Here is a 14,124-nt window from a genome sequence, read left to right as displayed (position 1 = left end):
CGCTTCAAAAACGCACCGGGTCAGAAGCCTGACCGCGCCATCGCCCGCGTCGCCAGACCCAGCAGGTTCGCGCGCTCGCCATCCTGACGAAGCCGACCCTCAACCTCCGGCCACAGCTCCATCACCGCGTCGTAATCATAGGCCCGATCCGACCCCACCCGAAGGCGGCGCTCGAACTCCCGCGCCACCACCGGGTTCATCAGCCGGATTTCCTCCATGATCGCATTGCGGTCCAACATGGCCCGGTCCTGATAGCCGCTCTGACGGGTCACGATCATGGCGTTGCGAAGCTCCGCCACCGCCAGCCGCTCAAACCCGTCCATCAGCATCGCCTTCTCCTGCGCGGTCATCACCGGCAGGGGCTGGCCATCGTCACGCGGGCGGCCGCCATAGATTTCGTTCACGATGCGGGTGATCTCGGTATTCACCACACGCGCCCTGACCACCGGATGCAGCCTGCTCGTGGCAGCGGCCGCGTTCTCCTCACGCCCGATAAGCTGGGCCTGCACATAGAGGCGCGTCGGCTCATCCAGACCGTCAAGAATGCGCTGGGCATCACCGGGATTTCCCGCCTCCAGCCGTGCCCGGACACTGTTATAGGCCCGCGTTCCCAAGGCAGTGCGTCCCGCCATCTCGTCGAAGAAGGCGCGCTTGTCCTGATTGCCCCGGCTCGCATCCGTGTAGAACCGGCGTGTCAAAGGCGTCTCGGTCAAACCCATGGCCGGTCGGTCAGGGTCGGTCAGGTTCGACATGGACTGCGCCCAGCGCCCCCATGAGCCGAAGAAGCCCGTGATCGCGTGATCGACCATCGCAGGCGACACCCCAAGCGCAGAGCCCAGACGACGCGCCAGATTGCTGGACCATGCCGTGTATTGATCCTCGGGCAGCATGGAGTCGAGCGTCTCGGGAACGATCGCATTGCCGGTCATCATGTTCTTGTTCAGCGCCATCTCCGTTGGCACCTTCAGCAAGGGCGTATCCGTCGGCAGGGCCAGACTTTCCCAGATGCCCCGCGCCAGCCGTTCCCACGCCGTCGGATCGTTGTAGTGGATCGCCTCGAAGGACCGCTCCAGCACCAGCGACGGAAGGGCCAGCTCGAAGGGCTTCGGGATTAGGGCGAAGCGGTTCTCGCCCAGGCTGAACGCCCAGTTGTTCGACCGCGTGTATTCACTCAGGCCCTGATACCACTCATCGTCCCTGTGCGCCGCCGTCAGCGCCAGACCGAACACCGCCAGCGCAGAGACCTTGCTCCAGGCCTTCAGGGCCAGCGCAATAGCCGCTCGATCCTCAGCGCGCACACGCGGAGACATACCCCCCCCGAACAGGGGACGCAGGGCCTCGGCCAGACCCACACGACGGAATGCACCCTCGCCATCGAGAACCCGAAGCGCCTTCTCAAGCCCTTGAAGCGTCGCATTGATGAACGGCACCACCTTGCGCGCAAAGGCCACCTTGGACCCGTGGCGCCCGAAGTCGATGTAGTCGCGGGCCGTGAAAGCCGCCTCGATCAGAGAGTCGTAATCGTTGAACCCCTCGCCCTTGGCGCGCTGGAATGCGTGCTTGAACAGACCCAGACGCGTGCCCGTCTCCGTCAGCTCGGCGGTGCGGAAAAACCCCTGCCAGTCGGAAAAGGTCTGGGCCACATAGCCCTGACGGGCCAGCTTCTGAATGTCCATGTTGACGGCCACGTCGCGCGTCGCCGCCGTCATCTGGCCACCCATGATCCCGCCGGCCACGTTGTAGGACCGGGCAACATCCGAAGCCGTCACCTCGTCGACGACGCCGCGCGCGCCGCTCAGGAACGGCCGGTATCCCACGTCGGTCAGCACCCACGCCGCCATCTGGTCGCGCACATAGTTGGTGGCCAGAAACTCCGGATTGGTCGTGATGCCCAGCCGCAGGGCCTGCGCGGGAATAGCCAGAAAATCCGCCACCGCGTCCATCATTCCGCGCGGCATCCCCGCCAGCGCCTCGAACGTCTCCCGCCCCCATGCGGGGTCCACCATCTCCCACGCCTCGCGCTTGCCATCGCGCCACACGTAGAGGATCGGCCGGCCACCCTCGTTGACCTCACCGACCCTGTAGATCGTCGCCGCATCATCGCCGAACAGATCGTCCAGCAGATCGGCCTTGTTGCGCGCCTTGGCGAACCCCTCCAGGTCGTCGGCCCGAACCGAAATCTTCTCCTTCGGTGTCTCCAGCTTGCGGATGAAGGCGTTCTCCGCCTCCGGGTCCGCGTGCTTCAGAAGACCGTCCAGCTTCGCGGCGAGATCGACCATCGAGCGGTTCAGGTCATTCTGGCGGATGCGCTTGTTCACCTCGTAGGTTCGGACGGCCAGCGCATCCATGGGCGCGATCACGTCGCGCTCGGACCCCTTGAACGCCTTTGCCACCGACCCCTTCGCCGAACCGCCACCCTTACCCCCGCGCGGTGCGGGATCCATGACGCGCTGCGCAGGAACATAGAAGCTGCGCGCGTTCACCGCCGCATCATAGGTGGCCTGATCGATCAGCCCGGCCTCAAGCTGTTTGCGCCACAGCGCCTGAGAATAGGTGTTCACGTCGTCGGCCATCTGACGGAAGCCCGGCGACTCCGCGTCAACGCGCGCGATCAGGGCCGCCGCATCGTCCCGGCTGAAACCGAACGGCTGATCCTTCAACTCACCCCGGATGAAGCGATCCCACTCATCGACGGCGCGGCGCGCGATCAGATAGTCGTTGAACCCCTGAAGCCGAACATCCGGCTTCGTGCCCAGGTCTTTCGACTCCTTCAGCAACGCCGCCATCACATCCGCCAGCGCCGGGCTTTCCGGCTCAAGACGCCTGTAGCCATGGACACCGTGCATCACGTCCATGTGGCCGATGTTGAACACGTCGAGGTTCGTGCGAGCCAGCTTCCTCGGGTCCTGGCTCGGCAGCAGGTCGAGCGCGCGACCCTCCAGCGTCTCGATCTGTGAGCGGATGCCCTCGACGGTGCGCGCGATTGGCGTCTGCTGATCGACCAGCACCGTGTGTGCCCGCGCCGCCCAGTCAGCCACGGCACCGGGAATGCCGCTCTCATCCACCTGCCGACGGATGGTGTTGAACAGGCCTCCACGATCCGCTGGCACCGTCAAGGGCTGCAGCGGGGGCGGAGCGGGCGCGTCAGCGGCCATGCCTGCGAGGGCGGGCTCTCCGGGCACCGGCCCGGCTTGAGCCACCACAGGCCCGCGCGTATAGGCCCGCGTCACATACTCCCCGACCGGACGGGCCACCCCGTCGATTGCCGACGAGATCGTGAAGCCCAGCGCAGCGGACAAGCCCGACTGCATCAGCGAATAGTCGTCCTGCACCCCGGCGCGAATATCTCCGCCCTGAATGGCGGCATCCGTCACCCCGGCGACCGACGCATTGCCGAGCGCACGGGTCAGCAGGCTCCGGCCGGGAGCGATCCAGTTTTCCGGCGACAGCGCGGCACCGACGAGCTGGCCACCAAGGAACGCGCTGAAATCCAGAGGGTCGTTGATCGGGTCCGCCTCGGCGCGCGCCTGATACTGTAGACGGCGCTCGCGCTCGATCTGCGTGACCGGCGCACGCTCCAGCGCCCGGCCGGTCAGGATTTCCGATGTCGAAGCCGCCCAATCGGCACGCGGCAGAAACTGACGATCCTCACCGAACGCCCGGGTCAGAAGCCAGTCGGCAGGCGATCCCTCGCGCACGGCAAGAAAATCGCGCGCATTGAAAAGACCGTCCCCCTCGGGGTCCAGGCTTCGGGCCACGGACCCGATCATGCTGCGGTTGAAGCCCTCGACGACGTTATCGCGCCAACGCTCCGCCAGCGTGCGCCGCAGCGGTTGATCCGCCGGGCGGCCAAGCGAGGCAAACGGGTCGGCGTTTGCGACCGGTCGACCAAGGGCTGCGAAAGGATCACTCACGGATCATGACCCTCCCGTCAGGGGTGATGAAACGCGTGCCCGGGGGCAAGCGCGCCGCTTCCTCCGCCGTCGTCACCCGCACCGGCGCACCGGCCCGGCCATTGGACCCGTCTGCGATCCCCTGCGTCCGGGCCGCGGCATCCGCCTCACGCGCCTGAGCCTGCGTCACGGGCTGGCCACCCTGACCCGCGCCCGCAAGATCGGCCGATACGCGGGCGCTGAACTCCGTCGCACCGGCCAGTTCGATGACCTGCTGCAACACTCTCTGGCCATGGCCGCCGCGATTGGCAGGAGAGCCCGGGCGGGCAAACTGGACCATGATCTGCGTCGCCAGAGCCTCGTAGAGAACCGTGTCGCCGCGCTCCATCGCCTCGCGCATCCGCCGGGCGTAGGGCATGGCAACCTCGTTCGGCAGGGGACGCCGCGCGCCCGATGAGATGCCGGCACGATCCTGAGCGCGCAGGTTCGCATCCACGTAAGCGTAACCCGTGCCTTCCATCGGCGCGGCCTGAAACGCCTGAGCGGCGGCGAACACATCCGGGTTGCCCTGACCCTGCACAGTCGATGCCGGATCAGTGCGGCGGCGCGCGCGCGACTCCTCATAGCGCTCGAACACCGCCTGATTGCGCCCCTGGCTGAGCGCCTGGCGCACCAGTCGGGGATAGGCCGCAGAGCGTGGGTTCCGGGCCTCGATCTCGCTCAGCCACGCGTCGAAGGTGATATTTCCGTCGCGCGGATCGCCGCGGCCTGCCACCTGAAGGTCGCGCCCATTGACCCGCACCGTTGTCGTCGTCCCTCGGGGGCGTAGCCACGCATCCACCAGTCCCGGACCAGCATGATAGGCCGTCACCGCCAACTGGCCGTCACCGCCGTAGCGGCTCATCAGCGTGCGCAGATACTCCCGCCCGAGGGTGCGGTTGTATTCCGGGTCGTTGAGAAGGCGCTCCCGATCGAAAGGCACCCCCAGACGTTGCGCCATCGCCCGTGCCGTGTCGGGCAGAAGCTGCATGGCCCCCACCGCGCCCGCTTCCGAAACCTGAGCCGGACGACCGCGCGTCTCCACCCATTCGACGGCCGCAGCCAGAGCATTGAAGTCGGTGTCGCTCGTGATCGGTCGGTCGAGACCTGGCGTGCCACGGCGCGCCTGCCATGCACCAAGACGCGCGGCGGCCTCCGCATCAGGCAGACCGTCCAGATTGCCCACCTCGTTGTAGAACTCGCGCGCCTCGTTGTAGCGCCGCAGATACTCGACGGCGGCTCCGTCACCCAGAACCTCGCGCACCTCGTTAATGTCGAGGTCAGGCTCCCGCCCGGTAAAGCTCAGAGCACCGATGGCACGGTCGATCCGTTCCGCCATGTCCTGTTCGGCGATCCGCCTTTCCGTCCGCTCATAGTCGCGGCGGGCCTGCGTCAGACCCTGCTCCTGACCGACGCGGGCGCGGGCCAGCTCGAACGCCGCCGCACGGTCCTGATCCGACAGCCCGAACGTCTCATCGGTGAGAATGCGCTCGAGATATTCCAGCGCCGCCGTGTAACCCTCCGCACGCAGCACACCGAGCGCATCGCCCGCATAGGCAGCGGCCACGATCTGACGGCGGGCAAGACCGAACTCCCGCTCCGCCAGCTCCTCGGAATAGCCGAACTCGGGATTGGCCGTGCGCGCCAGGAACACGTCACGCAGTTCAGCCAGACGCTGCTGCCCCGCGATCGACTGAAGGCTTTCGAGGCCCTCCTCGACCACATCACTGACGATGGTTTCGGTCAGATCGCGGGCGCGGACCTGAAGCGCCTGATTGGCATTGTTCAGATCAAGCGCGGCACGGCGCTCCCTGATCTGCATCGCACGACGGTTGGCCTCCCGGTCGAACGACTGCGCCACGGCACCGACAATATCGGCCGGCGCATTGGCCACGGTCTCGTCGCGCAAGGCTGTCAGGGCCGCCTCAAACCCGTCAGGGTCGGTGCGGTGCAACTCCGCCAGTTCGGCCTGAGCCCGCTCCATCTGCGTCGACACGCGCGCGGCTGAAGCCTGACGCATGACCTGATTGTATTCCTGCCCGATAGCCGTAGTCGGCAGAACCCGGCGCTCCCGGCCCTCGGCAATGTCGCGCTGGGCCTGCTCCATGACCTGCTCGCGAACGATGGGCTCCATCGCCTGCTGGACCTCGCCGATGGCCTCCGTCGCGCGCGCGAACATCTCTGCAGAAGCGCGCTGGCCCGCGCCCATGGAGCGCATATCCACGAGCGAAGTCGTCGTATCTCCTCGACGCTGCGGCAGACCCGTTCCCATTGCCATCGTCAGCCGCCTTTCATCAGATCACGATACCCCGCCGCCTGGGCGAAGGAGCCGATCGAGTTGAGCGCCGCCAGCGGCATGGCCCAGCGGGACGCGGTGCGGTAGCCCCGCGCGGCTGCATTTGCCGCCTCGGCCCGGTTGAACTCCGCCAGACGCGACACCGCTTCATCCCGATAGGCATCCTGCCGGGTGCGCTTGCGGATCGCCTCGCCCGTGGCAGAGTTGAGGTTCACGCCACGCGCGCCACGGATGGCGTCGATGTTCTGAAGGGCGATGGCCAGCTCCTCCTGAGACCGCTCGGCAATCTGCTTGCCGCGCAGCTTGGCCATGTCGCGCTCGATCTCGGCAGCACGGGCAGAAGCGGCGTTCGCGCGCGCTTCCATCCGGCCTTGAGCCAGCGTCGAGATACCCTTGGCCACGGACGACGCCACCATCAGGGGAAGAAACCAGGCCATCAGCTCTTGACCTCCAGCGCATAGCCGTAGAACCGCCACGGCGCGGGATAGGGACGAGAGAACGTCACCTGCGGCTCGTCAGCCCAGCCGAAGCAGGGAACCTTCGTGATCTCGTCCCGCAGCGGGGGCGCAAGCGCCGTGTCCTCGCCACCACGATAGGGCGCAACCAGCACCCCGTTGACGGCCAGATACCGGCCCGCCCAGCGGGGCAAGGCGCGGGTGATGCGTGACTTCCGGCGCCGCGCCCGATCATCCTCGGAGCGCACTACCGGCCACGGTTTGCACTCACACGCGAACCCGAAGCCCAGACGCTTGGGCCGCGTCGTGGCCAGGGTGCCAAAGTCGCCGCCCGGCTCCACGACCGTCTCTCCGACGTAGGCATCGCCGATCATCAGGGACGCCGTGCAGTCATCGTAGAACGGGTTGTTGAACACCTCCTCGGCGGCCAACAACCCGGCAGGCGACAGGATCGTCTCCACCGTGGCCGGGGCCACATAGTCCTCGGGCTCGATCTCGATCTCGGCGTCCATCAGCGCCGTCTCGTCGAACAACTCGAGCATGAACTGATCGCCGCGCCGCACGATCACCCACGCCTCGCCCTCGACCGCCGCCACAGACCGGAACAGACCCCGCGTCGTCCACGGCACCCACCCGAACATCTCCGCCGCCTCGGAGTAATAGACCACGGCCATCGAGCCGTCGTCATTCACCGCATAGGCATACCGCTCAGGGCCGTCGTTCTGGGTCGTCACATAGGCCATCTGGCGGGGCGAGCGGATCAGGTGCGCGCTCAACTGAGATACGTCCGTCGAGCGCCACGAGCGGCGCACGTCACCCGTCGGGAAAGCGCCCAGAACACCGTCGCCGCTCGTCTCGCAGAACAGCACACCCTCGCTGATCCGCACCGGCCGGCACAGGCTTGAGCCGTCCGGCCCGACCTGGATAAGCTGAAAGCCCGTCGGGCGGATCGGGTTCTGTTCGCTCTCCGGGTAATAGAACAGCCCCCGGCGCGTCATCACCAGCAGCTGCTCCGCGCTGACGATGTGCTGGACCGTGCCCGCATCCTCGTCGGCAAGCTGCTCGAAGATCGCATCCGCATCGTTGGTGCCGACCTCGAAGTCGTCGAACGCCCCCAGCGCCGATGCCAGCACCGCGTCAGGGATCAGCGGCAGTCGGGTCAGCCAGTGACGCCCCTTGTGGACGGCACCCGTGCCGGGATAGCCGCGCACGTCGCTGATTGCCTGCTCGTCCCAGTCCAGAACCGCTGCGGCGCTCGTTGTCGTGGCGGCGGCCGTGTTCACCGTTGAGGCGTTGCGACCGATGATGCGCTCGCCTCGGCTCAGGCTGCTGTCCCAGAAGAAATCCGTGAACTTCTGCATCAGGATCGTGAGCGTTCCCGAACCCACAGCCGTGACCTCACCCTCGGCCTGACTGTCCTCGCCGCGCACAATCTCCCCGACCTCGAACCCGACGCTGCTCTGAACCGGCAAGGTCACCGTGGGATGCAGGGTCTGGCGCACCGTCACCGTCACCACTGTCGCGGACGTGAACCCGGTGACTTCGACCTCGCGCCCCTGAAGGCGGAAGCGCTTGCCCACATGACCGGCCACGAACGATGCCGCCGAAGCGGTCAGGGTCACGCCCGTGCCCGAAAGCGCGCTCGGGGTCACGGTCACGCCCTTGTCGGCGAACCGGTAGTAGGGCTGGCGGATCGAGTTGCCGATCCCGCCGTCGAAGGTGAAGGCCGACACCGACCACACGCCTGCCGTCGAGCGCTCGATCACCTGCGTCGGCATCTGAGGGTGATAGACGAACGCCTGCGTCGGGCCGGTCGCAACCTCGATGTCCGGCAGAAATGCTGCCGTCCACCCGCACCCGGTCACGGTCTGCACCTTGGTCCGCGTCGCCTTGTTCCAGACCTCCAGCGTCTCCGCCGTCAGCACCAGAATGAACACCGACTGACCAAGCGTCAGGGCGTGAACCCACCCGTCACCGTCCAGATTGTCCCGCCAGAGCGTGCCGGGGCGCGCATCCAAGGCACCGCTGATCCTGAGACGGCAGTTCGCGAGGCTCTCGGCGGAACGCGCGCGCACCTTCAGATCAGCGCGCCACAGATGATCCCGCCCGATCTCGCCTGCTTCAAAGCTCTCCTGCTGAACCTGCGCCACGTCAGCCCCTCAAGATACCGCTGGGGCGACGACGCTTCGTCAGATCCCACTCGCGCGCATCGCGCGCCGTGCCGGAACGCTGAGAACGGACCAGCGCCCTGATTTCACGGTCATCAGCCACCGCTTCGTCGCGGTTGCCCTCCGTGGTCTGCTCGCTGATCCCCTTGCGAAACACGGCTTCCATGCGCTTCTGGATCACGGTCGCAAAGTCCGCTGGCCAACGGCCCTCCGACACGCGCGTCGTGCCCACTGCCCACAGCTTCGGACAGTCCTGAATGGTCAGGATCGCCGCCGCCTGCTCGAAGTCGCGCTCCTCGCATTCGGTCTGAACCCCGTTCTCGCCCACGACATAGTGCAGCATCATCAGCGCCGTCGGACGCTGCCACACCACGCGCCACGGCGGCTCCGGGTCGATATCCAGACGGGAAAGAAGAAAGCTCCGGCGAGCCCAGGGGTAACCCCCGATCACCAGAGCGTCAGAGACAATCGCCTCGTAGTGCTCGTCGACGAGACGGGCGACCTCCGCATTGTCGTCGACCGAGACCAGCGAGCCGTTGCCGGTAATGCTCGCGGCCCGCTTGATGATCTCGATCTTCGACGTTGCCATGAGCGGTCTCCTTCAGGCCGCAGCCTGCGAAGGCCGCAGATCAGTTCTTGCGAGGACGGCCACGGGGCCGCGAGCCACCGGGCTTGCCGTCCCCATCGTGGTCGAACTTGGACTCGTCAGCGCCGTTGAAGGCGCCGGTCGGCTTCGCATCGTCGGGAAGAGGCAGTGTGCCTTCCTCCTTCAGCGCGATGGCGGGCTCATCGCCCTTGGGCTCGGGGGCGCGGCGACGATCTGACGGAACCTTGGCCGACTGATCGCCATGCTCGAAACGCCCCTGGCCGTTGGCCACGTTCTCGATGGCCGTGGCAGGCCAGCAGCGGATGACCTCGCCCGTGGTCATGTCGGTGATCAGGGCGAGGCCGTGGCCGGCGTCAGGATTGACGAACTGGACGCTCATGTCTCAACCGCCCCTTACGACAGCGGGAAAAGCTGAGACAGGAACACGCGAGCCGAGATCGACGGCGTGGTGCCGCCATTCTCGAAGCGCACCCGGATGTAGCGATAGGTCACGCCAGCCTGCTGATTGTCGAACAGGATGACGCGGCGACCGGTGACACCGCGCGTGATCGTCATCGAACCCAGTTGGATCGGGGTCGTGAACGCCGAGTCCGTCGAGCCCTGGATGATCACATCATAGGTCTCGTTGGCGTCGGCAGCGTCAGCCGCCGTGACCTCGACCACCGCAGCAGCGGGGAAGCGGGCAGCGGCGCCAACGTCATAATGCGTGCGCGAGCCGTTGGCGGAAGTCGTCACCGCAGTGCCGTCGTGCAGCACCAGTTCGGCGTCGTAAGCGTATTGGATTTGCATCTCTGGCGCTCCGGGTTAGGCCACAATCGCGGCGTCGGTGATCGAGGTGAGGCGGTGAAGGGCCGACGGATGCTCGATGCAGATGCCGAAGTCCCACTCGATGCGGGTCGCGTAGTGCGGGCTCGCATCGAGCTCGCCCAGGTCCTTCACGTCCATCGGCTCGACCTGAAGGCCGGTGAACATCCCCTCCTTCATGGAGGCGATATAGATCGACGTGGTGACCGCACTGCCGCCGCCCGACGCCACCTCGTTGAAGGGGAACAGGTTGGTGTCGTTGACCTCATCCTCGTAGCCCACCAGGATCGGCAGATCGCGGTAGGTCGTGATGGTGTTGCCGAAGTCGTTCTTGGTCTGCGCGACATAGCCGCCGACACCGGTGTTGCGGCCCGCCTGGGTCAGACGGGTGCGCATCGCCTTCGACATGATGATGTGCGTCGGCTCCATCACCTTGTCGATGGCGCGGTCCAGATTGTAGAGCGACAGCGCCGCACCACCCGAAGCCGCCGAGTTGGCCGTCACGGCCGAACCGGTCAAGCGCGTCTTGATGCCGTCGAACTCCTTGGAGTTGCTGGCGTTCGCACCATTGATGATGGTGTTGGTGATGGCGCGGGTCAGCGACTTCACCTGCATCTTCTCCTCGCGGGCACGGCGGCCAGAGCCGAATCGACGGATCAGGGCCTTGTCGACCTTGATCTCGCCTCCCGCAATGAAGGTCTGCTCGACCAGCGGATTGATGACGCCCGTGGTCTGGGTGTAGCTCTCGTTGATGCCACGGAAGGCCACGCCGGGAAGGGCGGCCTCGCGGTCGTAACGGTAAGAGCCGCCGGGGGCAGCCTGCAGGGGAAGGGCCGCGAGAATGTCGCTCGTCTGAGCGAACATCTCCACGAAGGCCTTCTGAACACCGGGCTCCAGGCCCTTGGCGTATTCGACAAGATTTTGAGCGGGCATGAGAGCGTCCTCTTATTCGTCAGGTGCGGAGGGCTTCGAGGAGGGCTTCTCCCCGAAGGCCATCCAGTGGATTGGCCTGGACGCCGACGCCCGAAGGCACCGACGGACCCGAACGCATCTTCACGATGTGCTCGATGGCGGGGATTGCGGCGGGGCCGATGTTGTTCAGAAGGGCTTCGGCGAGCGCCGACGGCAGGTTGGCCGTGATCCAGTTCTTCGCCGCCTCGACGCGGGCTCCGGCACGCTCGCCGAGGGCCTGCATCTGCTCCACGTCACGCTGGACCGCCTGCTGCTGGCCCGCGATCTGAACCTTGGCGTAGGCGTCGATCAGCTTCTGCATCACCTGCTGGGGCTGACCGGCCTCGTGCAGAACGGCGGCCACTTCCTTCAGCAGCGGATCGTCCCTGTCGACGCTGACCTCGAACCCCTCGGGGATCGTCACCGCCTCGGAAACACCGACCTCGTAGCCGTCCGGCGACTCGGGAACGCCTTCGACCGCCGCGTCGGCCTTCGACTTCAGCTCGTTGTAGGCGTGAACCAGATCAGAGACCTTGACCCCGTTCTGGTCATCCCAGAACTCATCGCTCAGGGCCTCGGGACGCAGGGGGGCGTGAGCAACTGCAGCCGCAGCCTCCGGGGTAGCAGGAGCGCCTTCACCCGAAGCGGCTTCCGCTGCACCCGAAACGGCCGGGGTTTCCGCGACCGCTTCCGCAATCGGGGCCACCGCGCCTTCATCAGTCGTGTTCGCTACTTCCGACATTCGCCATTTCATCCGCGAGACGTTTCAAATCGCGGATGACGATGCGGCTGCCCTCGATCATCAACAACGCACCCGTGTCGGGCGCCGTCGGATCGACCGTCTGGCTGTCGTATCGACGCTCCAGATAGGCCAGCAGGACAGGCCACTCCGGCTGACTGGTAAGGCTGATCAGGGCCTCGGTCTCGGAGCGGGCGGCAGCCGTGAGCTGGCGCGGCCCACGGCTCCGGTTGCGGCTGAACAATTCGTCGTAGCTCGGCATCAGCCCTCCGGCATCGGCTCTTCTAGGCCTGCAGACGTGCCAGGCTGACCCAGCACCGCCTGAAGATACGGGTCGGCCTGTTCCTCCGGCCTCATCTCGATCAGGGTGTCCTGAAGCCGCGCCTTCATGTTCTCGAAGGTGGCGCGGGTATCGACCTCGGCAGCCAGAACCTGCGGTCCGGTAATCGTCGAATACTCCCGCAGCAACGCCTGGGCGTTCTGGACCTGCTCATAGTCCTGCTGGCGCGACAGCGGGTTCAACGGCTTGAGCGTGATCACCTTCTCGCCAACGCTCAGGGTCTCGTCGATCTCGCCCCGATCCAGAAGCAGACGCTCGACACGCGAGACGATGGCAATCACGGCTTCGGTGTAGAGCTTGCCCGTCGGCATCTCCAGCCGACGGCCCTCCTCGGCCTTCTCGTCCATCCACTGCCCGAGCGTCGGGGGGGTCTTGCCACGCTGACGCGGACCGGACTGGAACCCGGCCCGTCGAATGTTGTCCTGCAGGTGGCCCTGCTCGTAATAGGCGGGGCTCAGATTGCCGGGGTCCAGGCGGTCAATCTTCGATCCCGCCCTCCGGGCAATCCAGTCGCCGGGCGCGACGCCGCCGTCGACGTTGATCACGCCGTCGTGGTCATACATCGTCACAGGGTCAACCGCGAAGCCGAGGTTCTTCAGGATCAGGTATCGCTCCTGATCCAGCGTCATCGCATCCGGAACCGATTTCAGCAGCGGCCCCACACCCCAGGCGCTCGCCGAATGGGTGCGCCAGCGGGACAGGATGAACGGGCACGATCCTCGCCCGGTCAGTTCCTCCTCGTGGATCAGGTGCTTGCCGTCGACCAGAACCTGCCATCGCCACCGCTCACCGCCGGGATCGGCAATGCGCGTCGCCGCGAGAACGGTGTTGATGCGACGGCACTGACCCGTGGTGCGGCGGGCCTCGGCCTTGAGCCGTTCCGGCCAGTTGTAGCCCGGCCAGTAGGCCAGCGCCTCGGCCAGCTCCCACATGAACTCGCGGGCAATCAGCTTCGGGCCACGCTCGCCGCGCAGGATCAGGAGCTGATTGACGGGGATGTGCTCGAACAGAAATTCCTGACCGCTGCCAGGGTCCGTGACCTGAAGGCAAGCCGTGCCGTGACCCTGATCCAGAGCCCAGTTCGGCGCGGCATCGTCATAGAAATTCGACGCCCGGATCGCGTCAAAGATCGTCGCTGTGCGAAGGCGAAGCGGCTCCTCGAGCTGCTTGCGGACCTCCTTGGGAAGCTGCTCGTTGGGCTCGAACGCCAGCCAGTTCGACTGCCGGGGCATCACCCGCGCGATCAGGTCGGCGGCAAAATCTTCTGCGACCTCGTTCAGCGTGGTGTCGAAGCGGTCATCGGCCTCGTCGCTGCGATCCTGCGGCTTGTGCAGGCTGTCGCCAATGCGGGGGGCTGTCGGATCGGCAAAGCGCAGGTAGTTGTTGATCTGGTTCTGGCGAGACGCCCGTTCGGTGCGGGCCTCGCCAAGCCGCTGAGTGAGTTCCTTGACCGTCATCAGACCAGCCCGCGGATCACGGCATCACCACCGCCAATGCCGCCACTGCCACCGCCACCGACACCACCGCCGATGGGAATGAACCCGCCACCGGAACCACCACCGCCCAGACCGGGCCGTCCGGGGCTTACCCCCGCCAGGGCCTGACGGCGCCCAAGTCGGCGCAGCCTGCGCCGGGTCTCGTCGTCGAGGTTCTCCTGGGTCGTTTCCAGAACGGCAGCATCAACCCGCGCCTGTTCCCGCTGACGGGCAGCACGCGCTTCCGGGTCTTCGGTGCCCTTGGGTGTCTTGACTTTCACGGTGATAGACCTGTTCGGCTCCAGCCCGCACAAGGTCGCGCCACAACCCCCTCGGAGACAACGCACCCGACCTTGA

General features: G+C 66.3%; 12 protein-coding genes. All 12 read right to left on the bottom strand.

The features are described 5' to 3' along the window. Window positions 1–20 precede the first annotated feature (20 nt). The 12 genes from ACK4E3_RS03630 to ACK4E3_RS03575 all read right to left on the bottom strand — a co-directional run bounded on the left by ACK4E3_RS03630 (window position 21) and on the right by ACK4E3_RS03575 (window position 14,048). Window positions 21–3,758 (bottom strand): LPD38 domain-containing protein, encoded by a 3,738-nt coding sequence (locus ACK4E3_RS03630; protein ID WP_409696488.1) that lies wholly within the window; start codon window positions 3,756–3,758, stop codon window positions 21–23. Between the two features lie 148 nt (window positions 3,759–3,906). Beyond that, window positions 3,907–6,150, bottom strand: coding sequence for a lytic transglycosylase domain-containing protein (locus ACK4E3_RS03625; protein ID WP_409701037.1), 2,244 nt, complete (start codon window positions 6,148–6,150; stop codon window positions 3,907–3,909). A 62-nt stretch (window positions 6,151–6,212) separates the two neighbouring features. Further along, a complete protein-coding gene (locus ACK4E3_RS03620) occupies window positions 6,213–6,665 on the bottom strand; it encodes a hypothetical protein (RefSeq protein ID WP_409696485.1) in 453 nt (150 codons plus the stop codon). Then, complete coding sequence (locus tag ACK4E3_RS03615; protein WP_409696482.1) at window positions 6,665–8,833, bottom strand: hypothetical protein; 2,169 nt, start codon at window positions 8,831–8,833, stop codon at window positions 6,665–6,667. The genes ACK4E3_RS03620 and ACK4E3_RS03615 overlap by 1 nt, the downstream gene beginning before the upstream one ends. A gap of 1 nt (window position 8,834) precedes the next feature. Next, entirely contained in the window at window positions 8,835–9,440 is a 606-nt protein-coding gene (locus tag ACK4E3_RS03610; RefSeq protein ID WP_409696479.1) for a hypothetical protein, read from the bottom strand. 40 nt (window positions 9,441–9,480) lie between these two features. Further along, complete coding sequence (locus ACK4E3_RS03605) at window positions 9,481–9,837, bottom strand: hypothetical protein (RefSeq protein ID WP_409696477.1); 357 nt, start codon at window positions 9,835–9,837, stop codon at window positions 9,481–9,483. Between the two features lie 14 nt (window positions 9,838–9,851). Next, window positions 9,852–10,247 carry a hypothetical protein gene (locus ACK4E3_RS03600; RefSeq protein ID WP_409696474.1) on the bottom strand — a complete coding sequence of 132 codons (396 nt, stop codon included), beginning with the start codon at window positions 10,245–10,247 and terminating at the stop codon, window positions 9,852–9,854. Between the two features lie 15 nt (window positions 10,248–10,262). Next, window positions 10,263–11,195 carry a major capsid protein gene (locus tag ACK4E3_RS03595; protein WP_409696471.1) on the bottom strand — a complete coding sequence of 311 codons (933 nt, stop codon included), beginning with the start codon at window positions 11,193–11,195 and terminating at the stop codon, window positions 10,263–10,265. A 19-nt stretch (window positions 11,196–11,214) separates the two neighbouring features. Beyond that, window positions 11,215–11,955, bottom strand: a complete 741-nt coding sequence (locus ACK4E3_RS03590) for a hypothetical protein (RefSeq protein ID WP_409696468.1) — start codon at window positions 11,953–11,955, stop codon at window positions 11,215–11,217. Beyond that, window positions 11,930–12,214 (bottom strand): hypothetical protein, encoded by a 285-nt coding sequence (locus ACK4E3_RS03585; protein ID WP_409696465.1) that lies wholly within the window; start codon window positions 12,212–12,214, stop codon window positions 11,930–11,932. Before ACK4E3_RS03585 ends, ACK4E3_RS03590 begins: the two co-directional genes overlap by 26 nt. Beyond that, window positions 12,214–13,749, bottom strand: a complete 1,536-nt coding sequence (locus ACK4E3_RS03580) for a portal protein (RefSeq protein WP_409696462.1) — start codon at window positions 13,747–13,749, stop codon at window positions 12,214–12,216. The genes ACK4E3_RS03585 and ACK4E3_RS03580 overlap by 1 nt, the downstream gene beginning before the upstream one ends. Further along, window positions 13,749–14,048, bottom strand: a complete 300-nt coding sequence (locus ACK4E3_RS03575; protein ID WP_409696459.1) for a hypothetical protein — start codon at window positions 14,046–14,048, stop codon at window positions 13,749–13,751. The genes ACK4E3_RS03580 and ACK4E3_RS03575 overlap by 1 nt, the downstream gene beginning before the upstream one ends. Between the last annotated feature and the right edge of the window lie 76 nt (window positions 14,049–14,124).

This window comes from Brevundimonas sp., from assembly GCF_046299595.1.
Lineage (GTDB): Bacteria > Pseudomonadota > Alphaproteobacteria > Caulobacterales > Caulobacteraceae > Brevundimonas.
This window is presented reverse-complemented; position numbering and strand designations above follow the sequence as displayed.

What these genes read in the sequence shown, in the direction of transcription:
- ACK4E3_RS03625 (WP_409701037.1), bottom strand. Translation starts at nt 6,150, where the DNA reads ATGCGCTCCATGGGCGCGGGCCAGCGCGCTTCTGCAGAGATGTTCGCG.
- ACK4E3_RS03620 (WP_409696485.1), bottom strand. Translation starts at nt 6,665, where the DNA reads ATGGCCTGGTTTCTTCCCCTGATGGTGGCGTCGTCCGTGGCCAAGGGT.
- ACK4E3_RS03610 (WP_409696479.1), bottom strand. Translation starts at nt 9,440, where the DNA reads ATGGCAACGTCGAAGATCGAGATCATCAAGCGGGCCGCGAGCATTACC.
- ACK4E3_RS03605 (WP_409696477.1), bottom strand. Translation starts at nt 9,837, where the DNA reads ATGAGCGTCCAGTTCGTCAATCCTGACGCCGGCCACGGCCTCGCCCTG.
- ACK4E3_RS03600 (WP_409696474.1), bottom strand. Translation starts at nt 10,247, where the DNA reads ATGCAAATCCAATACGCTTACGACGCCGAACTGGTGCTGCACGACGGC.
- ACK4E3_RS03595 (WP_409696471.1), bottom strand. Translation starts at nt 11,195, where the DNA reads ATGCCCGCTCAAAATCTTGTCGAATACGCCAAGGGCCTGGAGCCCGGT.
- ACK4E3_RS03590 (WP_409696468.1), bottom strand. Translation starts at nt 11,955, where the DNA reads ATGTCGGAAGTAGCGAACACGACTGATGAAGGCGCGGTGGCCCCGATT.
- ACK4E3_RS03585 (WP_409696465.1), bottom strand. Translation starts at nt 12,214, where the DNA reads ATGCCGAGCTACGACGAATTGTTCAGCCGCAACCGGAGCCGTGGGCCG.
- ACK4E3_RS03580 (WP_409696462.1), bottom strand. Translation starts at nt 13,749, where the DNA reads ATGACGGTCAAGGAACTCACTCAGCGGCTTGGCGAGGCCCGCACCGAA.